The 21659-nt window shown below is 41.9% G+C and carries 21 protein-coding genes; 10 read left to right on the top strand and 11 right to left on the bottom strand.

The genetic code is table 11. The features are described from left to right. Positions 1-22: 22 nt before the first annotated feature. The 3 genes from DW059_RS04215 to DW059_RS04205 all read right to left on the bottom strand — a co-directional run bounded on the left by DW059_RS04215 (position 23) and on the right by DW059_RS04205 (position 3095). Positions 23-832, bottom strand: coding sequence for an aminotransferase class III-fold pyridoxal phosphate-dependent enzyme (locus tag DW059_RS04215; RefSeq protein ID WP_117697902.1), 810 nt, complete (start codon positions 830-832; stop codon positions 23-25). Between the two features lie 92 nt (positions 833-924). Continuing rightward, on the bottom strand, positions 925-1716 hold the full coding sequence (locus tag DW059_RS04210) for a TIGR03915 family putative DNA repair protein (RefSeq protein ID WP_117697901.1): 792 nt from the start codon (positions 1714-1716) through the stop codon (positions 925-927). A gap of 47 nt (positions 1717-1763) precedes the next feature. Next, on the bottom strand, positions 1764-3095 hold the full coding sequence (locus DW059_RS04205; protein WP_199534301.1) for a putative DNA modification/repair radical SAM protein: 1332 nt from the start codon (positions 3093-3095) through the stop codon (positions 1764-1766). Between the two features lie 555 nt (positions 3096-3650). On the opposite strand from DW059_RS04205, the gene rsmA reads away from it, so the two are divergent. The 6 genes from rsmA to DW059_RS04170 all read left to right on the top strand — a co-directional run bounded on the left by rsmA (position 3651) and on the right by DW059_RS04170 (position 10194). Then, entirely contained in the window at positions 3651-4523 is an 873-nt protein-coding gene (gene rsmA, locus DW059_RS04195) for a 16S rRNA (adenine(1518)-N(6)/adenine(1519)-N(6))-dimethyltransferase RsmA (RefSeq protein ID WP_022244229.1), read from the top strand. 61 nt (positions 4524-4584) lie between these two features. After that, on the top strand, positions 4585-5475 hold the full coding sequence (locus tag DW059_RS04190; RefSeq protein ID WP_117697898.1) for a SpoIID/LytB domain-containing protein: 891 nt from the start codon (positions 4585-4587) through the stop codon (positions 5473-5475). 87 nt (positions 5476-5562) lie between these two features. Beyond that, on the top strand, positions 5563-6378 hold the full coding sequence (locus tag DW059_RS04185; protein ID WP_242986101.1) for a M23 family metallopeptidase: 816 nt from the start codon (positions 5563-5565) through the stop codon (positions 6376-6378). 79 nt (positions 6379-6457) lie between these two features. After that, complete coding sequence (locus DW059_RS04180) at positions 6458-8059, top strand: GGDEF domain-containing protein (protein WP_117697896.1); 1602 nt, start codon at positions 6458-6460, stop codon at positions 8057-8059. A 165-nt stretch (positions 8060-8224) separates the two neighbouring features. After that, positions 8225-8494: a GIY-YIG nuclease family protein gene (locus DW059_RS04175; protein WP_117697895.1), complete on the top strand. Its 270-nt coding sequence runs from the start codon at positions 8225-8227 to the stop codon at positions 8492-8494. A gap of 113 nt (positions 8495-8607) precedes the next feature. Beyond that, positions 8608-10194 (top strand): DEAD/DEAH box helicase, encoded by a 1587-nt coding sequence (locus tag DW059_RS04170; RefSeq protein ID WP_117697894.1) that lies wholly within the window; start codon positions 8608-8610, stop codon positions 10192-10194. 41 nt (positions 10195-10235) lie between these two features. Here the strand turns inward: DW059_RS04170 and DW059_RS04165 are convergent, their stop codons facing one another. The 6 genes from DW059_RS04165 to DW059_RS04140 all read right to left on the bottom strand — a co-directional run bounded on the left by DW059_RS04165 (position 10236) and on the right by DW059_RS04140 (position 15667). Next, the gene (locus DW059_RS04165; RefSeq protein WP_117697893.1) at positions 10236-10736 is read right to left on the bottom strand and encodes a hypothetical protein; all 501 of its coding nucleotides are present in this window, start codon (positions 10734-10736) and stop codon (positions 10236-10238) included. Between the two features lie 5 nt (positions 10737-10741). Then, the gene (locus DW059_RS04160; protein WP_117697892.1) at positions 10742-11194 is read right to left on the bottom strand and encodes a DUF3592 domain-containing protein; all 453 of its coding nucleotides are present in this window, start codon (positions 11192-11194) and stop codon (positions 10742-10744) included. Positions 11195-11213: 19 nt separating this feature from the next. After that, complete coding sequence (locus tag DW059_RS04155; protein ID WP_117697891.1) at positions 11214-12224, bottom strand: response regulator transcription factor; 1011 nt, start codon at positions 12222-12224, stop codon at positions 11214-11216. 303 nt (positions 12225-12527) lie between these two features. Continuing rightward, positions 12528-13949 carry a hypothetical protein gene (locus tag DW059_RS04150; protein ID WP_117697890.1) on the bottom strand — a complete coding sequence of 474 codons (1422 nt, stop codon included), beginning with the start codon at positions 13947-13949 and terminating at the stop codon, positions 12528-12530. 50 nt (positions 13950-13999) lie between these two features. Next, positions 14000-14638, bottom strand: coding sequence for a hypothetical protein (locus tag DW059_RS04145; protein ID WP_117697889.1), 639 nt, complete (start codon positions 14636-14638; stop codon positions 14000-14002). 135 nt (positions 14639-14773) lie between these two features. Next, positions 14774-15667 carry a hypothetical protein gene (locus DW059_RS04140; RefSeq protein WP_117697888.1) on the bottom strand — a complete coding sequence of 298 codons (894 nt, stop codon included), beginning with the start codon at positions 15665-15667 and terminating at the stop codon, positions 14774-14776. Positions 15668-16360: 693 nt separating this feature from the next. Here DW059_RS04140 and DW059_RS04135 point away from each other — a divergent pair. The 4 genes from DW059_RS04135 (at position 16361) to DW059_RS04120 (ending at position 20296) form a co-directional block, all read left to right on the top strand. Next, positions 16361-17194 carry an HAD family hydrolase gene (locus DW059_RS04135; protein ID WP_117697887.1) on the top strand — a complete coding sequence of 278 codons (834 nt, stop codon included), beginning with the start codon at positions 16361-16363 and terminating at the stop codon, positions 17192-17194. Next, positions 17191-18072, top strand: a complete 882-nt coding sequence (locus tag DW059_RS04130; protein WP_117697886.1) for a hypothetical protein — start codon at positions 17191-17193, stop codon at positions 18070-18072. The genes DW059_RS04135 and DW059_RS04130 overlap by 4 nt, the downstream gene beginning before the upstream one ends. A gap of 120 nt (positions 18073-18192) precedes the next feature. Continuing rightward, on the top strand, positions 18193-19824 hold the full coding sequence (locus DW059_RS04125) for a glycoside hydrolase family 13 protein (protein WP_117697885.1): 1632 nt from the start codon (positions 18193-18195) through the stop codon (positions 19822-19824). A gap of 139 nt (positions 19825-19963) precedes the next feature. Beyond that, positions 19964-20296 carry a cupin domain-containing protein gene (locus DW059_RS04120; RefSeq protein WP_117697884.1) on the top strand — a complete coding sequence of 111 codons (333 nt, stop codon included), beginning with the start codon at positions 19964-19966 and terminating at the stop codon, positions 20294-20296. Positions 20297-20430: 134 nt separating this feature from the next. Here the strand turns inward: DW059_RS04120 and DW059_RS04115 are convergent, their stop codons facing one another. Beyond that, the gene (locus DW059_RS04115) at positions 20431-20682 is read right to left on the bottom strand and encodes a zinc-ribbon domain-containing protein (RefSeq protein ID WP_022242724.1); all 252 of its coding nucleotides are present in this window, start codon (positions 20680-20682) and stop codon (positions 20431-20433) included. Continuing rightward, positions 20676-21617: a DUF6709 family protein gene (locus DW059_RS04110; protein ID WP_022242723.1), complete on the bottom strand. Its 942-nt coding sequence runs from the start codon at positions 21615-21617 to the stop codon at positions 20676-20678. The genes DW059_RS04115 and DW059_RS04110 overlap by 7 nt, the downstream gene beginning before the upstream one ends. Between the last annotated feature and the right edge of the window lie 42 nt (positions 21618-21659).

The following is a 21659-nucleotide window of genomic DNA, read 5'->3' as shown; positions in this document are numbered from 1 at the left end:
AGGCTTTTATTTACACAGGCAGCTATAATGATAATGCCTGAATGGAAGCCTCTAAAATAGAAAGTCCCTCATCAATTTCTTCCTTTTTGACCTCTAATGGAGTAGCAAACCGCATACCATTTCCATTTACACCGCAGTTTAAGGTGAGCATATGGCGTTCTAAGCAGCCCTTCTTTACTTTTGCCCAGATGTCTGGTGCCGGGGAGCCATCCTCATGGGAAAATTCAATGGCAACCATAAGACCGATACCACGGACATCGGAGATGCAAGGATACTTTTCTTTTAAAGCAAATAATTTTTCTTTTAAGTAAGCCCCCATTTTATTGACGTTTTCAATCAGGGTGCCATCTTCAAATTCCTTTAAGACAGCGCATCCTGCAGCGGCAGCGCAAGGATTTCCACCAAAAGTAGTTCCATGGGTATCAAACGGCCATTTATCCATAATTTCCGGGGTGGAAATCACGGCACTCATTGGAAGACCACCAGCAATCGCGTTACCAACTGTCATAATGTCAGGAACAACGTCAAAGTTCTGGCTTGCCCACATTTTTCCGGTACGTCCGTAGCCACACTGGATTTCGTCGAAAATCAGGAGAATTCCATGTTTGTCACAAATTTCGCGGACACTCTGTACGAATTTTTTGGAAGGAACGACATAGCAGCCTTCGCCCATAACCGGTTCCATATAAATGCAGGCAACATCTTCCGGATAGACAACATATTTCAATAATTTATTCAGCTCAAACAGTGCATAATCGGTACGCTCTTCTTCTGTTATACCGGCAGGACACAGATCTTTTCCAGGATATGGCGCAAAGTAGACATTATCCAGTTTATGGTTTCATCTGCATGTACTCTTCTGCCGGGTAACGTCTGCAGGATAGAGACTGCCAGGTAAAGTTTACCAGAAAACAATAGAAACATTTATTTACCGGATGCCAGTTCCACCGTGTCTTTCCAGAAGCGTTTTGGAATATTCTGACTTTGCAGCTTCGGATTCTTTCTTGCTTCAATGGCAATACTGTCAAAAAAACCGCACCAGAGCTTCTGGTAGTCCTTCTCGGCAGGGGAAAGCCGTGTGATAACTTCCTGATTTAAATTGGATGCATCCGTAAGGAAGTATCCACTGCCGGCTTTGCGAATGGCAGCAATCTGGTGTGTTGCGTCATAAATCATAAAATGTTCCTGTGGAAGGCGGTCAGTAAAATGTTCTGCCAGAACGGAAATCACCTGATTCTTAGGGTGAATGGTAGAAAACAGGACTCCGTTTTCCAGTTCCTGAAAACGTAAAAAACCAAGTAGATGGTGGGCTTCATTTCCAGTGGAACGGCTCAGCTCAAAGACTCTTGCAATATAAGGATTGCCAAGAGACTGTAAAATCCGATGACCATCCGGTAAAGAAAATCCATATAAGAGTGTACGGTAAATGCAGTCGGCTTTGTCCGGCTGCTCATTCTTTTTCTTATCATCATGGGCAAGAACCGCCTGAAGAATATCCTGATAGACCTCCATGCCAAGACGGGCAATGATGGTGCGTCCGACCTTTTCGCTCTTTTCGGAATCCGGTGCTACCGTAATATATTCAGAAAAGAGTTCGTAAGTTATCGTATCATTGATACAAAGCTTTATATTTTTGTGCCCGTACCTGCTGGCCCAGGCATCATAGATGCCGGTAAAGATGCCATCGATGGAATCTTCACATAGAAATATATGCATGAGAAAAAGTCCTTTCCTGTTTACTGAAAAATCATGGTTATAGCAGTTTATCCGACGCATAAATCGTTTGTGGTCAGTTTAAAATCACTTAAAGCATCTTCATCAAAGAAGGAAATCTGCTTATAACTGGAATCCCGTATTTCCTTCGGAATCTGAGTTTTATCCTGCATCAGACAGCTGCAGATGTAATCTTCATTTTGTGGAATGGAATACATCATACGACCGGAGCAGGTAATAAAGTAGGCCGCCCGTTTTAAGACAACACCGATTTTCCTTAAATCGGAAAAATCAATGCGGCTGTGACGGCGGGCTTTTACAATACGGTTGGCAGATTTCACACCAATGCCCGGAACACGTAGTAAGGTGTTGTAATCTGCCCGGTTAATCTCTACCGGAAAGGCTTCTAAGTGGCGGAGTGCCCAGTCGCATTTCGGGTCTAAGAAGATATTAAAATCCGGACGCTCTTCGCTTAATAGTTCTCCGGCAGAAAAACCATAGAAGCGAAGCAGCCAGTCTGCCTGATACAGGCGGTGTTCCCGCAGAAGGGGCGGACCACCGGGAAGGGTTGGCAGATTGGAATTGTGATTTACATTGACAAAGGCAGAGTAGAAGACTCGTTTCAACTGGAAATTCTGGTACAAGCCTTCTGCAACCTTCATAATCTGATAATCGTTTTCCGGGGTGGCACCGATAATCATCTGGGTGCTCTGGCCTGCCGGTACAAATTTCGGGGTCTTACGGTAAACCATCAGCTCATTCTGATTTTCCGTAATGCCATTCTGAATCAGACGCATGGGCTTTAAGATGGTTTTGCGGGACTTATTTGGTGCAAGAGCCTTCAGTCCGTCTGCGGTCGGAAGCTCCAGATTAACGCTCATGCGGTCGGCAAGAAAGCCTGCTTTTTCAATAAGAACCGGGTCGGCACCGGGAATGGCTTTTACATGAATATATCCGTTGAAATGATGGTGGACACGGAGCTGGTAAAGTGTCTGATAAATCAGCTCCATGGTATAATTCGGGCTGATGAGAATACCGGAGCTTAGGAAAAGACCTTCGATATAATTTCTGCGGTAAAATTCCATGGTAAGGGTACAGACTTCGTCCGGTGTAAAGGAAGCCCTTGGCACATCATTGTTGCAGTTATTCTGGCAGTAGGCACAGCGGAAAATGCATTCATTGGTAAAAAGAATCTTAAGCAGGGAAATACAGCGTCCATCGGCAGAGAAGGTATGGCAGATTCCGGGAGCAATGGAATTACCCATGCCATGGCCGTTTCCCTTGCGGTCTACACCGCTGGAGGTACAGGCAACATCATATTTGGCGGCATCCGAAAGGATGGTCAGTTTTTCCAATAAAGACATGTTTTCTGTTATATTCAAAGCAATCACCTTTTCTTTTTCTATCAAATATATAGAAGCACTTGCAAAGGAAGTAGTGGTGGAAGCCTGTCCTGTTTTAATGATTTATCAGATAAGAGCAGCCTTGTTCATCAAACGTCAGATGCCGCATAATGCCTGCAAAGGGCACTAGGAATTTCTTTGTAGTATGTAGTTTTATCCGGCAACCGGCACAAATTCACATCCCTGTTCATATGTGCCTCGCTGGTACATCCTTGTACCAGCGTTGCCTGCTTTCAGATGAAATTCCAAGTGCCCCTAGCAGCCCTTATCAGGCATCTGTCCTTCGATGAACAGTGCCGCTTTTCCATAAGAAAAAGACAAGACAGGCTTCCAGCCATCCATCTTCCATTGTAAGTTTTATGAAAATCCCCAATAATAGTTGCGTAGAACTATTTTCCTCTGTTATCATAAAAAGGACTGGACAAATCAGAACATTTGTTCTAAAATGATTGTAACACAGAAATATGCAGTTGGCAACAAAAATCGAACGTTTATTCGAAAAAAAGGAAAGAGCGGTTAAATAAAGGAGCAGGCATGGCGGAATTAGGAAATCCACAGAATACAATAGAGGTACTGCAGAAGTACCGGTTTAATTTTCAGAAGAAATTCGGACAGAATTTTTTGATAGATACTCATGTGCTGGATAAGATTATCGATGCATCCGGAGTGACGGAGGATGATTTTGTATTGGAGATTGGTCCGGGAATCGGAACCATGACACAGTATCTTTGCGAGAGGGCAAGAGAAGTGGTTGCGGTGGAGATAGATAAGAATCTGATTCCGATTTTGTCGGACACACTGAAGAATTATTCCAATGTAACAGTAATCAATGAAGATATTTTAAAGCTTGATATCTGTAAGCTGGCAGAAGAGAAGAACCAGGGAAAGCCAATCAAGGTAGTGGCGAATCTGCCTTATTATATTACCACACCGATTATTATGGGACTGTTTGAAAGCCATGTGCCAATTGACAGCATTACGATTATGGTGCAGAAGGAAGTGGCAGAACGTATGCAGGAGGGACCGGGAAGCAAGGAATATGGAGCACTTTCACTTGCAGTACAGTATTATGCGAAGCCGGAAATCGTGGCAAATGTACCACCGAACTGTTTTATGCCAAGGCCGAATGTAGGCAGTGCGGTCATCCGTCTGACCCGGCATGAGAAGCCGCCGGTAGAAGTGGAAGATGAGAAACTGATGTTCCGCATTATCCGGGCATCCTTTAACCAGCGCAGAAAGACACTGGCAAACGGACTGAATAATTCCCCGGAGATTCATTTGCCGAAAGAGGTAATACAGGAAAGTATCGTAAGCCTTGGAGTTCCGGAGAACATTCGTGGAGAGGCACTGTCCTTAGAGCAGTTTGCGGAACTTTCCAATGAGATAGGACAGCGTATGAAACAGTAATATTTTACTGGTATACATCCATTTCTGTTACATATATATGTAGAACAGGAGTGGACAGGATATGAAAGAAAAAATAAAAATGATACTGTGTCTGTGCCTGATTATTGCAGGATTACCGATACTTATGACCCTGGTGTTCCAGGGAGATGAGATATTATTGGATACAGACAGCAATGAAATACAACATAAGAGCAGTCATCCCGATGAAGAAGAGAAGATGGCTGCTCTTGTGTCTATTCTGGCACGGGATATCCCGGTTACCTATGAAGAAGAAGCGATTCGTGCGCAGGCAGTTATTGTGCGGACCAATTATGAATATGCCATGTCGCAGGGAAAAGCACCGGAGACGGGACTGAGTATTGCAGAGCAGACAAAACTATTTGGAAATGAAAATTATAATCGATATTATCAGAAATTAGAAAATTGCCTGATAGATACCGAGGGGGAAGTCTTAACATATCAGGGGCAGGAAGTCGAAGCTCCCTATTTTGCTGTTAGTGCAGAGAAAACGAGAGGGACAGAGCTTCCTTATCTCAAAAGTGTGGAATCCATATGGGACATTACATCAGAGGATTTTCTTAAGGTGGAATTCTATGATGCAGGAGAACTGGTGGATACCTGCAATCAGGCATTTCCGGAAGCAGGACTTACAGCGGAGGACTGGGTGAATACGCTGGTGGTGACAGAACGGGAAGAAAGCGGATATGTAAAAACCATACAGGTTGGGAACAGTAGTGTCAGCGGGGAGGAATTCCGCAAGGCATTTTCCCTGAATTCCGCCTGTTTTTATATCAGGGAAATCGATGGCAGGGTACGTATTGTGACCAAAGGGTTAGGACACGGTTATGGACTTAGCATATATGGAGCAAATGAGATGGCAAAAGAGGGAAAAACTTATCAGGAGATTTTAAGCTATTATTATTCCGGAATTGAAATTACAAAAAAAGAATGAAATATAAAGAAGAATAAACTATAAAGAAGAATAAAATACGAAAAAACTGTCCATACTTATAAAAAATAAGATATGGATGGTGAGAAAATGAAAGGAAGAAGATCATGGATGATTGCCCTGGCTGTCATGGTACTGGCAGCAGGAGCAATGACAGCAGTATATAATTATTCCCAGAAGGAAGAGGAAAAGCAGCAGGAAAATGTTGCAGATAAGGATGCAGGAAAAGACAAAGGCAATAAGAAAGAAGATGGAGCTTCGGATGATTTTGTGGCAACGCTTCCAAAGGCAGAGGAAGAAACCTCGGAGAAACTGGCAGAAGCAGACAGCATCATAAAACCTTCTGATAACGCAGTTGCTTCAAAGGATTCGGATGGACAGGCACAGTCCGACAGCGGGCAGACAGAAGAAGAAAATGTGGCAAATGCAGCGGCTGAGGCAGAAAATGAGCCAGAGACAAAGGCGGCAGCAGCCACCACAAAAACACTGCATTTTGCGGAAGAGGATGGGTTAAACTGGCCATTACAGGGCAATGTAGTCTTAAATTACAGCATGGATCAGACCGTGTATTTTGCGACTCTGGATCAGTACAAATATAATCCGGCAGTGATTATTGCCGGAGAAGTAAATGACAGGGTATCCGCAGCCGCAGAAGGAAAGATAACTGATATTTCCAACAGTGCGGTCACAGGATGTACCGTGACTATGGATTTAGGAGATGGTTATAGTGCTATTTACGGGCAGCTTAAGGAAGTGCCGTATGAAGTGGGCGACATTGTCAGCAAAGGAAAACTGGTAGGTTATATTGCGGAACCGACGAAATATTATTCCGTGGAAGGAAGTAATCTTTATTTTGCCTTGCAGAAAGATGGCGAACCGGTAGACCCGGTAAGCTTCTTTGAGTAAAAGAGCCATACTTGAAAAAAGAGCCGCATACCTATATAATAAAAGACATTAAAAAATACGAAAAAGGGTGCGCAAAAAGATGGATTTTAATGCTTACAGCAGCGAAGTATTGGAATGGTTAGAGGGTGTCCGGAAGAATCGGGGAACAGATGCCGAGAAAACATTGATGCTATGTAAAAATATAAGAGATTATGCCAGAGAGCAGGATGATGAGAAACTGTTAGGCTATGCCTATTATTACAGTGGCGAGACATATTATCTTCTGAATGATGTGGATAAACTATTTCGCAATCTTTCCTGTTCCCTGCCATACCTGGAGCATTCCAGACAGCATGGTTTATTAGCAAGAGCCTATAATATTCTTGCCATTACGTCCATGAATCGTGGAAATGCTCCTTTTGCCATGGATTATTATCTGAACGCCAGAATGTATTGTGAAAAATATAAATTATATGATATTGGTATTATTATCAATATTAATATTGGTATGCTTTACAATAATTTTAGGGAATACCGGCAGGCAGAAAAATATTTAGGGCAGGCATATGATTTATTGCAGAAGAATAAGGAAATACCGGAATATTACAGTTATCTTCTGAATATCTATATAGGACTGGGAAACAGCTGCTTTTATCAGGAAGAGTATATGCAGGCACAGGAATATGCACTGCGGGCAAAAGAGGTGTGCAGTGGACATCTGGAAGAGTTAGAGCAGATAGCCTTTGCCTGCTTTGAAGCAAGACTCTGTAATGCCATGGGAAAGAAAGAAGAATGTGACCGGAATATAGCAATTGTGCAGAAGGTATCAGATACCAGAATACCGATTCTAGATATTTTTGATGATCTTTATGCTTATAGTGAGATGCTGTTAGATACCAGAAAGGAAGAGGAATTCTGGAAATTAGTAGAGCTTTTAGAGAAGATGGCAAGGGAAGCTAAGATTATTTATATGCAGAAGCGGATTCTGACTTTAAAAATCCGTTATTATAAGAGGCAGGAAAAGAATCGTGAATATCTGCAGGCATGTGGTTTGTTTTTTGAATTGTCCGAGATACTGGAAAAAGAAAATAAATATATCATGACCTGCATCTTAGATATGCGTTATACATTGGAAGAGACGAACCACAGCAGAAAGAAGATGGAAAAAGAAAACAGGATTCTCTTAGAGCAGTCCCAGACCGATGCACTGACCGGAATCCCGAACCGCTATCGGTTAGAACAGCATGCGCAGAAGGTATTCGAACATGCCATAGCAGAGAAAATTCCAGTGGCAGTGGAAATACTGGATATCGATTATTTTAAACAATATAATGATAACTATGGACATCAGAAGGGTGATTTATGTATCTGCCGTGTAGCAAAGGAAATTCAGAAGTTAGCGGAAAAGGATGATATTTTCTGTGCACGGTATGGCGGGGATGAATTCATTTTAATTTATGAGGGATATCCAAGGGAAGCTGTAGTCATTCTTACAGAAAAATTAAAGCGCAGCATCCGTGACCTAGATATGGAGCATGCTTTTTCAGCGGCACAGCACTATGTATCCATTTCCCAGGGAATCTGTTATGATATACCGGATGAGGACAGAACGATGAAGAACTTTTTACAGAAAGCCGATGATTTACTCTATCAGGTAAAAGAAGAAAACCGGGGAGGAATCTGTATTGGAAGCTGCCGGTAAGTGGAACATACATAAGAAAACTGCATAAGATAAAATGTAACGGCCAAAAATCCGCAATCGATACTTTTTTACCAGTTTATGGAATATGAGTAAGATACTTTTTTGGTCGATTGCTTTATATAGAGATAAGACTGGGCGGTGCCCGGTCTACATAGGAAGGATTACATGAAAGAGAAACATAATTACACTTATATGGTGCTCTGCCGGGATGGGAGCCTCTATACCGGCTGGACGACTGATATCGACAAGCGGATTGAAGCACATAACAGTGGAAAAGGAGCAAAGTATACCAGAAACCGGGGACCGGTGGAGCTGCGGTATTTAGAGGAATCCGGGACGAAGGAGGAGGCCATGCAGAAGGAAGCAGCCTATAAAAAGCTGACCAGAAAGCAGAAGGATGCGCTGATTTTGTCGAAGAAAAATCTGTTGCAGTAAATTGACAAGCAAAAAACAGTCTGTTATGATTAGCCGCGGTGGCTTTTTATAAAGTTACTGGAGAACAGGTTACTGACAGATGGGAAAAAGTTCCCGCAACAGGAAGGAAAAGAATGAATACAATCAGATTTGATGAATTAGATTTAAATCCGCAGATTTTAAGAGGAATTGCGGATATGGGATTTGAAGAGGCAACACCGATTCAGAGTCAGGCAATCCCGGTGGTTTTATCAGGTGTGGACGTTATCGGACAGGCTCAGACCGGAACCGGCAAGACAGCAGCTTTTGGAATTCCGATTTTACAGAAAGTAGACCCGTCTTTACGGAAAACCCAGGTTTTGATTTTATCTCCCACCAGAGAGCTTGCCATTCAGGTGGCAGACGAAATCCGTAAGCTGGCAAAATATATGCACGGTGTAAAAGTGCTGCCAGTGTATGGTGGACAGGACATTTCCCGCCAGATTAAAGCCCTAAAGGGTGGCGTACAGATTATTATCGGAACACCGGGACGATTGCTGGACCATCTTCGCAGAAAAACCATCCGCCCGGATTTTGTCCATACCATCGTCTTAGATGAAGCGGATGAAATGTTAAATATGGGATTCCGTGAGGACATAGAAACTGTATTAGAATATATTCCGGGAGAGCATCAGACCGTACTGTTTTCTGCAACCATGCCAAAGCCGATTCTTGACATTACGAGAAAATACCAGCATGATGCAGTCAATATCAAGGTTGTAAAAAAGGAACTCACCGTGGCCAACATTGACCAGTACTACTATGATGTAAAGCGCAAGGATAAAGTGGATGTCCTTACGAGACTTTTGGATTATTATAATCCGAAGCTTTCATTGGTATTCTGTAATACCAAGAAAATGGTCGATGAGCTGGCAACGGAATTATCCGGCAGAGGCTATAGTGCAGAGGGACTTCATGGAGATATGAAGCAGTCCCAGAGAGACCGGGTCATGAATAATTTCCGGAAAGGAAAGACGGATATTCTTATTGCAACGGATGTGGCAGCAAGAGGAATTGACGTAGATGATGTAGAAGCGGTATTTAATTATGACCTGCCGCAGGATGATGAATATTATGTACATCGAATCGGAAGAACCGGACGTGCAGGCCGTTGTGGTAAGGCATTTTCTTTTGTAAAAGGCAAGGAAGTCTATAAATTAAAAGATATCCAGCGTTACTGCAAGACAAAGATTTTAGCACAGCCGATTCCATCCACTGATGATGTGGCACAGATAAAGGCTGAAAATATCATGGAACAGATTGGAACTATCATTGAGGAAGAGAATCTTTCTGATATGATAGAGCTGATTGAGAAGCAGGTAAATGAAGCTGATTATACTGCCATGGATATTGCAGCAGCTTTCCTCTATCAGGCAATGGGTGCAGGGGAGAGTTCTTCTGAAAAAGAAGAATACGACTTTGCCAATACCGGTGCAGAAGAGGGAATGGTAAGACTGTTTATCAACATTGGAAAGAAAGATAAGATTAAGCCGGGAGATATTCTTGGCGCCATCGCCGGAGAGTCCGGTATGCCGGGCAGACTGGTGGGAGCCATTGATATGTTTGATAAATATACCTTTGTGGAAGTGCCAAGAGAATATGGAAAAGAAGTCTTAAATGCCATGAAGCATGCGAAGATAAAGGGGAAAGCCGTCAATATGGAACCGGCAAACCAGAAATAAACAAAAAAAGAGGGACACGATTTACGTGTCCCTCGCAGTTTTTATACTCGTGAAAACATTTTCTTAAGAAGGGGGTTCAAAGGCTGTATATGGGAAGGGTTCAGACCGTTGATGTCAATGGTATAAGAGCCGTTAATCTGTCGTCCCAGACCAAATCCTAAGAGAACCGTCTTGTCAATCTGATACATATCCCCGTAGTTATACTGATTATAAATATCGTCAAGGGAAAACAGTTCATAGGTCGCACCGTTATTTTCCGGCATGGAAAATACCACAGTTTTCACACCGGTCTGTGGATTTACATAAATATCAACAACCTTGAACAGCCGCAGGGATGCAGATACCGCATCGGCTTTCTGGCGTTTCTCCTTTGGAATAAAGAGGTAGCGGAACAGGATAATGCCGCCGAAGATACCAAAGATAGCCAGGAAGAACATTTGAAATTTATGCATAATAGTACCCATTACGATACCATCAAGACCAAAGAGCAGAAGTCCGCTTCCAATCATGACGCCCTGCACCTGGTCATTTTCCAGATTCATCGGAATCAGAAGCAGAACAAATCCCAGCAGAAGAAATGCTGTAAAAAGCCAGACATCGCCTTTGTCACTGAGAGGAATATAGACTTCGTCAACCAGTCATATTTGACAAGCACATAATTATCAGGGTCACTGTTATTGTAGAAAATCGGAATCTTTTCGCCTTCCATCGGAACATCCTCTTCCGTAAAGACCTCATCGGTAACCGGAGTATAAACCGTTCCGTTCACGTTATAGGTTAAAAAAGCCGAGTAGTGGTAATAAACATTATCATTGCTGTCCTCATGTTTGTATTCCTTCAGAGAGAGAACCTGTGCAGACCAGGTGGTGTAGTTCTTATACTTTGCCCCATAAGTAAAACGATGAACCACTCCAAGATACAGGGCTCCTGCAGTTAAGACCGCCATAACGGCAGCAATAATGTAGATGGTACTTTTTTTCACATATCTTTTTACAATCATAAACCTTCTCCTTCGTATATTATTGATTTACAAAATTTTTAATTTTATCCCGTTTATCGATACCTAACTTTTCCAGAATTCCTGATACATAATGCTTAACTGTGTTTATTGAAAATCCTAAATATTCTGCAATTTCCTGATTGGTCCAGTTCCGGCATGCCAGCATTGCAATGGAAAACTCCAATGGAGACAGGAGATCCGTCACTGTTTTTTGCATCTTAGGATTGTGGATTTTCATCCAGCCACGATGAAATGAGATTATCCTGCCTGCCAACTGCTTATAAATCTCTGGTTCTTTTTTTCGGACACAGACCTCCAATAATCCCTGTAACAGCCCATGATACTCAATAAATGTCTCCCAAAATCTATCCGGTCTGGCCATTTCCCATGCAGAATTTACTGAGTGTATGGCTTCTTTTTGTTCTTTCAGATTAATCTGACACATTGCCTGCACACAGTTCAGATATATTATGGGTATGGGATATGTCGTATCTGCCATCAAAAAAGCTCCCTGGACAAGGCCCTTTGCCCGGGCATATTCCTGCCTTAAATAAGTTTCATGTGCCAGAAGGCTGATTGCAAACAATCTCTGTCCGGTCGGAAGATATGGGATATACTGCAGAAACGGCGGTACCTTTTTTTCTGGCGTAATATGAAGAAAAATATTAGTTACATAATAGGCAAACAGACAGGACGCCTTTTGCTCCATCGTTGCATTTTCCTGTACCACCTGAACCATGCATCGCTGTATATTCTCTCTGGCCTGTTGTGCCGCTTTGGAATCTCCAATTGTCAGATTGGCAAAGGTATAGAGCATATCTGCAGATAAACGAAGCATGATATCTTCTTGTGACAAATATGGTTTCACAGTCTCTGCACACAGTTCTGCATTGGCAGAAAAGTAATAATATTCTGCTAATGCAATCTGTGCTGATTCTTTATCTTCCATTTCTTTAATTACTTTTTCAGCGTTTCCTGGCTCAAATGTGCTTCCGGTTAAAGGAAGTACGGCTCTGTCCGATAATATCATCGTATCCCCGTTCCTTTCAATGAAAAATTTTCCTATCCCAATTTTTGATTGCTTTAATGATTCCAGATATATTTAAGTATATCACAAGTGGGGCATATAGCACATCTTTTCTTCCTGACACCGCAATCATGAACACTACAATCCCGGTACTCCTTTTTTGATAACATGACCATCATTTTCTGGTAATACAATGGTTCTATATTGGAGCATTTTTGACGGAATGAAAGATGCTCTCTATATAACGTTTCCTGTAAAATGATACAGTTTGTTACATAGAGAGCATTTTTATGGGGTAATATTTATTTACAAATGTTTCTTTTTACGATAATAAACGGTACCAGCAATAATAATTTCTGAAACAATCAGCCATGCCGCCCATACCAAAGGATTATTATAATCCCCTGTTTTCGGAGACTTATCCGTAGTCTGCTTTGTATTAGTTTGAGTTGCAGGCTGGGTATTTGAGGCTGTAGCCGTTTCCTGATTTTTATTGTCTGGATTCTGGTTTACGCTTGCCTGGATGGTAAACGTAGTACTTGCAGAACCATCTGTCCACAACATTTCCAGGTTATGTGTTCCGGCAGTCAGTGTATTCAGGTAAGAGGACTTCAAAGTAACAATGGTTGAACCGGACTTCACATCATAATTATCTTTTCCAATCTGAACACCATCTACTTTGATTCCGGCAAATTTAGAGAACTCTGCATCCACCCGGATGGTAAGGCTGTTGCCACTCTGCAGGACATAGCTGCTTTCAGTTCCTTCTATAATTTTATAAGAAGTTTTGGTTTCTTCAGTTCCGGTTTTTACCGGCGGGATTTCGACTGCAGTTTTAGCATAATTACAAACTGTACACTGCTCATGCTTAGAACCTTTTTCCGTAGACGTAGCTTCCTTGTCGATTACCCAGGTAAAGCTATGTCCGGATTGATTTATTTTTTCACCACATTCACAGGTATTCCAATGATTATCCGCATCGGAATGCCATCCGGTACGGTCTGCTGTATGCTCTGCTGATTTTGCGATTACAACATCCAAAGAAGTAATCATATTTGCTCCACTTGCATCACTGAAATAACCACCGCAATTTGCACAGACCCAATATTGTATATTTCCCTCTGTCAGATGAGTTGCTTCTTTTCTGTCAACCTTAGACAGTGTATGTCCGCCAAGATAACTGCCGCAGATATTTGAGAGCAGGGAGGTTGTGTCTGCTGCCTTAATCTGATTGGAACCAGGTGTTCCACTATCCGCACCTACAGCATTGAGTGAAGGGTTCTTCTTTTTATCAAAAGCGCAGCCAGCAGTGGTGCCATTATTATCATATCCAATGAATCCACCCGGTGCAATTGTTGGATGAGAACCTGTTACAGTACCTGCAGCATTACAGTTCTGAATATTTCCTTCGGTATTTGTACCGGAAAAGCCACCGGTTTTCGGCTCCCAGCCTGCCACCGTACTCTTTACATTACCATAGGAAACACTGTTACGAATCTTTCCTTTTTCCAGATATCCGACAAAACCACCGGTATTCCAGTTATTTGCCTCAACATTGCCATAAGATGCACAATGCTCTATTTCCACACTGGCGTCGGACTCAAATACACATCCGGCAAACCTGCCGGTTGACCATCCTCCGGATACGCTGCCTTTGGCGGTACAGTTTTTGTAGGAGCCCTGGAAAACATTTCCGATGAATCCACCACTGATACACCTTCCTGTCACAGTAACATCCGCGGAACAATCCGAAACATGGGCACGGCTTGCATCACCAATCAGCCTCCGGCATACATCTTGGAGTCTACCTGTCCGGTTCCCTGACAGTTTTCTACTCCAACAAAGGTAGCTCTGGAACCACCCATCGTTGTAAGCGAACCTACCAGCACTCCGGCACCGTAAATATCCGGACTGGCACTTGCATCCGTGGAATTTCCGGCATAGATGGTAGCATTTTCAATACAGAAATTTTTCAGTACTGTTTCATCAGATACAGCTACTACGACACCAAACAAGCCGGCACAGACGTTATTTCCCCGTTCATCCACATATAAGCCTGTAATGACCTGATTATTTCCATCGAAATATCCTGAAAAAGCTTTGGAACTTGCATTTCCATAACCGATAGGAATCCATCTCTTTCCGCTCAAATCAATTGGAGCGGTCAACTTAAAATATTCCCCCGAATGTGTTTGCTCAGGTACTCCAGAATTTACTTCTGATGCCAGCTTTGCAAGCTGTCCTGCCGTAGCAATCTGATATGGATCATCCTTTGTACCGCTGCCGCCAGCAAAGTCAGATGCTGTAAAATCTGTCCATTTTTCTGTTGTAACATCTGCCCGGGAAGTTATCGGTGTCAGTGTAAACAACATACAGACTACCAAAACCAAACCTAGTAACTTTTTTCTTTTTCCCATAATTCGTCCTTTCCTTTTAATGATTTTTAGTAAGATTCAAACCGACAAAATCAAGGTTTACGATTTTATTTTACCAATTTCATTTTTCTTTGGACATGCCCGTTTTGACAGAAAAAAGTGCCTGTTTTATTGTATTTAATCTATAATTCCGGAAATCGGAAATAATTCTTCCGGGGTACCAAAGTGGGCACCCAGAGGGTTCATATATTTTGTCCACTGAAGTTTCGTCTCGTCAATGTACATATTTTCCTCATCACCAATGCCATAGTTTGGAATGCCGTTATTAGTGCCCTCTAAGAAGTCTTTAAAAGCATCTACATCAAGATCACCGTTCAGATAATCCATCCAGAAATTGTCATGGGCTGCAAATAAAAGCTTGTCCATTCGTGGAGAAGCCCAGCCTAAGAAATCACAGGCAGCCTCATACTGGGAATCATCTTCAAATTCAATTTTCCATTCGTAAGTATCAGACCCATTTTTGATGCAGCGGATACCTTTTTCATCCATGGCAACCATATAAAATACATCTTCCGCATCTTCATCAGATTCATTTGTGGCATCTGTCGGAAACGTAACCTTAAGGGTATCGGATAAAAGCATATCGATAAGAGGCTGGGCTGGTGTATCATTTACAATGCTTTTCTTTGCTGTCTCTGCCATTTCCTTATCCTTAACTTCTTCTTCCTCTTCAATAGCTTCCTGTAAAGCTTCTTCCGCTTTATCAAAGGAGTCTAACAGCTTGTCCCATTCCTTCATGCTGAAAGACTGACCACCGATTTGAAAGCTCTCTTCGGTTTCACCATTTTTCATTTTGTTATAAATATTTTCTTTCCATTTTGCAATTTCTTCAGCCGGATTTACCGTAGCTGCAGAATCCTCATCCTCATTCATTTCAGAAAGCTTTTCCTGCACAAGCTGTTGAAAATGAGTCAGCCATTCGTTATCCTCAGTATTGTTATCCGGGTCAGTGGACAGAAAACCGAGGTAGTCCATTGGGGAGTTGTTGTTCCATATTGAGTTAATTGCCATAAGAGCTCCTTTCAGAAGTTGTTGTCTGGTGATTGCAAAAGAATATTTGTAACTTGTAAAGATTTCAGGGATTCAAAGTGCATTCTGGGTTTATCTGGCGTAAAATGCCAGCAGTTCTTAGGTACATGTTTTTCTTGCTGTCAGGCTGTCTTTCCGTTGCTTTGACACAATCGCAGTACTGTCCGTCGGGTACGGATGCGGATAAAGCCTGCAAGGGGCACTAAGAATTTCGGCAGGATAATCTTTTGTCTGGCAATCGGCGCAAATTCACATCCGTGTTCATATGCGCCTCGCCGGCACTTCCCTGTGCCGGCGTTGCCTGTTGCCAGACGAAATTCCAAGTGCCCCTAACAGCCTTTAAGATGCATCCGCACTTCGACGAACAGTCCTGTGATTTGTCAAACATTGGAAAGACCGGCTTAATAAACAAAAGAAAAACATGTATCTTAGAGCTGCGGTATTTTATGTCAAAACCCAGATACACTTTGAATATCCTGATAAATTTACAATCCATACATTTTTGCAATCATCAGAAAAAAATAAAGACACTTTATCTCAATCAATCCCTTGAAATAAAATGCCATCCATGTAATAACTTTATCGACCAATCGATTTAAATACATTAGAAGAAAATGTTGATTTCTTCAAAAAATACAGGTAGGATAGAAGAAAAGGAGTAGGAGGACGGGCAGTATGGGAAAAATCATTTTTCTGGATGTTGACGGAACCTTAGTGGATTATGAAAATCATTTGCCGGAATCAGCAGTTCTTGCGGTGCGGAAGGCAAGAGAAAACGGACACAGAGTGTATATCTGCACAGGAAGAAGTAAAGCAGAAGTCTATGAGAATATCTGGAAAATCGGACTGGATGGAATGATAGGCGGAAACGGAAGTTATGTGGAAGATCATGGACATGTGGTTATGCACCAGATGATTACGCCGGAGCAGTGCCGCCATATTGTGGACTGGTTAAAGGAGCGCGGACTGGAATTTTATCTGGAAAGTAATGCAGGACTGTTTGCAAGTGCCGGATTTGAAGAGGCTGGAGAACCTGTGATTCAGGAATATTCCAGGCGGAAAGGCAAAGAGGGCGCAGATAAAATAAAGGTACGGGATGCATTTCCGGAAATGATTTTTGATGGAGAGCTGTACCGGGATGATGTAAATAAAGTAAGCTTTATCTTAAATCAGTATCAGGATTATAAAGATGCCGTGACCGAATTTTCGGATTTGCAGGCTGGAACCTGGGGCGGAGCCGGCGAAATTGCATTATTTGGAGATTTGGGTGTAAAAAATATCACCAAGGGCAATGCCATTGCGCATCTGTTAGAATATCTTCATGCAGATGTGGCAGATACCATAGCTTTTGGGGATGCCAAAGTGGATATTCCTATGTTAGAATACTGTGGCTATGGTGTTGCCATGGGAAGCGGCGGAGACGAGATAAAGGCTATGGCAGATTATGTCACCGGGGATGTGGATCAGAATGGATTGTATGATGCATTTGAAAAATTGGGGCTGCTATGAAGAAAAATATTGGTATATTTTTAGTGATGTGTATCATGTTGACTGCGTGTAAAAATGATAAGTTTCCTTATGATGATGAACTGGATGATTCGGAAAAGAATGAAATAAGTACAGAGTATGACTCGTTAATTGACAGAAAAATTGCCAATACAAAAGATGAAAAAATAAATATCGGCTATGATGAAGCACTTTCTGAGTATGAAGGGTATCTTGATAATGTAAAATTATTTGAGGAAGACTATAAAAATCAGGATTACGATGGAGATGGAAAAACAGATCGTATTTTCCAGTATTTCAGAAATGATAATAAGAAAGTATATACGATTTGCTTTGGAAATGGTGACCACCTTGAACTGGGAGCATTTGATGATACATTTCTCGGTCTTGAAGTATGGGGAGCGGATATTACCGGAGACGGGAAAAATGAGATTGTCTTTTGTGGAGAGCATACAGGAAATACATGGATACAGAGTGGAAGTGAAATTGCAATCTGGAGAAAAGATGGCAGTGAGTACACAAGAATGAATCTGCCGGGAAAACAAACCGGAATACAATATTCTGCAGGATATGATATTTATATTGAAAAGACAGAACAGGAAGATATAATTTTAGTTACCTGTCCTGAATTGGGCTTGGAAGAGGAATATGTTCTACCTGAAAATCAAAGAGAAGAATTTGATAGTTGTTATAAAGACTTAAAAGTTGGAGAAAGGATATTGAGTTCTTCAAAAGCATGGAAAATAGCAGTGGATGGAGATGATATATTTTTATATGAAGCGTTTTTAGACAGACAGACTGCAGCAGTTAAGATAAAAATGCAATGGAAAGAAAATAAATTTGAAGTAATGAATACGGAAATTTTAGAAGAGTATTTATAATGCATAAACAATGGCTGAAATGCAATCGCACAGGGTTGTTTTCTCCTTGGTGTTTTTAATTGCCTGCATTAGGGAAGCAGCAAGCAGATAAAATAAGTAAAGAAAGTTTAGGAGGACAAAATGAGTAATAACGTAACAGAAAAGAAATGGTGGCAAAGTGCAGTAGTATATCAGATTTACCCAAAAAGTTTTCAGGACAGTAATGGAGATGGAGTCGGTGATTTAAGAGGAATTATGGAGCGGCTGGAGTACCTTGGAAAGCTTGGTATTGATGCAATCTGGTTATCACCGGTCTGCAAATCCCCGCAGGCGGACAATGGCTATGACATTTCTGATTATCAGGATATTGACCCGATGTTCGGCAGTGTGGAAGATATGGAGGCTTTAATTAAAGAAGCAAAGAAATACAACATCCGCATCATTATGGATCTGGTTTTAAATCATACCTCCAATAAACACAGATGGTTTGAGGAGGCAAAGAAGAGCAAGGACAACCCATATCATGATTACTATGTGTGGAGAGATGGGGAAGAAGGCGTAGAGCCAAACGATATGAAAGCCGTTTTTGGTGGAAGTGCATGGGAATGGGTACCGGAAATAAAGCAGTATTATTTCCATCAGTTTTTGCCGGAACAGCCGGATTTGAACTGGGAAAATCCGCAGGTGCGAAAAGAAATATATGACATGATTTTATGGTGGATGGAAGAAGGTGTTGGTGGCTTCCGTCTGGATGTAATCGACCAGATTGCAAAAGAGCCGGATAAGAAAATTACTATCAACGGCCCAAGACTTCATGAATATTTCCGTGAAATGAGCAAAGAAACTTTCCAGAAGGGAGATTTGATTACTGTAGGAGAAGCCTGGGGCGCAGACCCGGAGCGGGCAAAGCTTTACAGCAATCCGGATGGAAGTGAATTTTCCATGGTATTCCAGTTTGAACATATCGGGCTGGATCAGCAGGAAGGCAAGGATAAATGGGATCTGGCACCGTTGCCATTCTTAAAGTTGAAACAGATTATGAACCGCTGGCAGACAGAGCTTTATAACTGCGGCTGGAACAGCCTTTTCTGGGATAATCACGATTTGCCGCGTATCGTTTCCCGCTGGGGGAATGATAAGGAGTACCGGGTAGAATCTGCAAAAATGCTTGCAATTTTATTACATGGAATGCAGGGAACTCCGTACATTTTCGAGGGCGAAGAGCTGGGTATGACAAACGTCCACTACAATATTGAAGATTACCGGGATGTTGAAATCCAGAATGTATACAAGGAGCGTATCGCAGCAGGCTATGATAAGGAAGATGTTATGAATTCCATTTATGCCAAGGGACGCGATAATGCCAGAACACCAATGCAGTGGGATGATACGGAAAATGCCGGATTTACAACAGGCACACCTTGGATAAAAGTAAATGACAACTATAAAACCATCAATGCCAAGAGCCAGGTAGATGACCCGGATTCCATTTTCAACTGCTACCGGAAGTTGGTAAGCTTTAGAAAAGAGTATCCTGTTTTGGTGGACGGCAGCTTCAAATTACTGTTAGCCGAGGATGAAAATATTTTCGCATATGAGCGTAAAAATGCGGATGAGACACTGCTTGTTGTCTGCAATTTCTACGGCAATACTGTGAAAATGCCTTTGATGGAAGAGACAGAGGATATGGAGCTTCTCATTTCCAACTATAAAGAGACAGAGGATTCTTCCGTGCTTCGTCCGTATGAAGCAAGAATGTACTATAAAAAATAAGAGATTTCCTATTGAAATAAATTCTTTGCATAAATGTTGGAAATCCAACAGTCAGGCACTCCGTTATCTGCTATAATATGGATAAACCCACCGAAAAGGTTTATACAAATCAGATAAAGAAAAGATAAGGAACACAAAAATGGCAGATTTATTAAAAAATATTTCCAAGAAAGAAGTTTTAAATTTAAAAGAAGAAGTAGCATATCAGGATGGACAGATTGTAAGTAAGACACTGGCACAGAATGATGCAGTAAGCGTAACCTTATTTTCTTTTGCAAAGGGCGAGGAAATCAGCACACACGCTTCCGGCGGAGATGCCTTTGTAACCTGTCTGGATGGAGTTGGAGAAGTAACCATTGATGGTGAGAAATTCCAACTGACGGAAGGACAGTCCATTGTAATGCCGGCAGGACATCCACATGCCGTATATGGAAAAGAGCAGTTTAAAATGCTTTTAGTCGTAGTATTCTAAGAAGAAGTAAGTATTAAAATACCGCCACATACATAAGACAAAGCCATCATCAGATGTGCGTATTGCCTGTGTATGTGGCGGTTTTGTGTTGCCAGATGTCCGCAAGAGCTGACGTTATATCGATAAGACATTGTTTAATAATACATCTTTGCAGCCTGTTTCCGTTCCCGGTATTCCTGTGCACTGACCGGTGTAATCATACCGCAGCTTTCGCACATAATGCCACGCTGTTTCTGGTGGCTGAAAATCGGAATATAGAAAAGGGTTGCCTGATTTAACTGTCTGCAAAGGGTATGCATGACATTATGCCGGCAGTTTGGGCAGACAGAAGTGCCAACCGGGCCTTCCCGTTTAAAAACTGTTCTTGTACCGTAGATAATTACCATGTCATAACACCTCCCTGATGAATATTTGCTTTTAACTGATTAAGAACCTGATCAAAATCTTTGCTTTTTCCACTGTGAGCGGCAACCAGAGTACGTTTACCATCTGCAGTTTCCAGTGCAATATAGCTGGTTGTTGTCGGGTCACCATTTAACATGTTACATTTGAAAACGTTCGTAATATCGTCTAAAGGAGTGACATAGAAGCCTTCCTTTGTATTGTTGTAATCCAATATGAAATGATTGGAAACAGCAACGCCAAGCTTTGGTGAAAAAATGCGTGGGCTGTTGGCAAAATCAGAGTAAATCCGCTGCAGACCGCCATTCTGTTCTAAGAGAGCAATCTTTTTCTTAACGGCCTTTTTCTTGTTGCCGCCTGCTGAAAAAATAATAATACCAAGAACTGTAAATACGGCAGCAATCACATAGAGTACAATGCTGTTTTCAACGGCTGTGTGTGTGGTATCCAGATAATGGTCACCAAAGTACTCGTCATAGTTGTAAGTAGTAATGTCCAGTCCGGTATCAGAAAGATAATCCACCAGATAATGAGCTGCCTGAGGAGGCATGCTGGTGCTTTTTCCCCGGATCGTGTGAGCAGGTAAGCTGTCGAGAACAGTGTCATCTACGTCTACACCATAGACCGGAAGGGAAGTTTCTCCCTTGGTAGCAATGATACTCCAGTAACCTTCAGAATCCTCTGCAATATAGAATTCTGTGTGATCTTTTCCATCAGAAGTAAGCTCCGCAAATGGCCCCATTACATAAGTAACTTCCATTGTTGCGTAACCATCGGTCTGTGCGTCAAACGGATCATAAGCAGTAATCCACATCAGAAGACCGAAGGCAAGGAAAACGCCACCTAATACAAAGAAAATAATCAGTGCAGCGGTGTTTTTCCCACAGACTTTCAATAAATCCTTTTTAAATTCTTCCATTTTCTTTTTTCTCCCGTGTATTTTTTTAAACCAATTCTATCA

Source organism: Roseburia sp. AF42-8 (genome assembly GCF_003435965.1).
Taxonomy (GTDB): Bacteria; Bacillota; Clostridia; order Lachnospirales; family Lachnospiraceae; genus Roseburia_C; species Roseburia_C amylophila.
The sequence above is the reverse complement of the archived record's forward strand: the minus strand, read 5'-3'. Positions and strand labels throughout refer to the sequence as shown.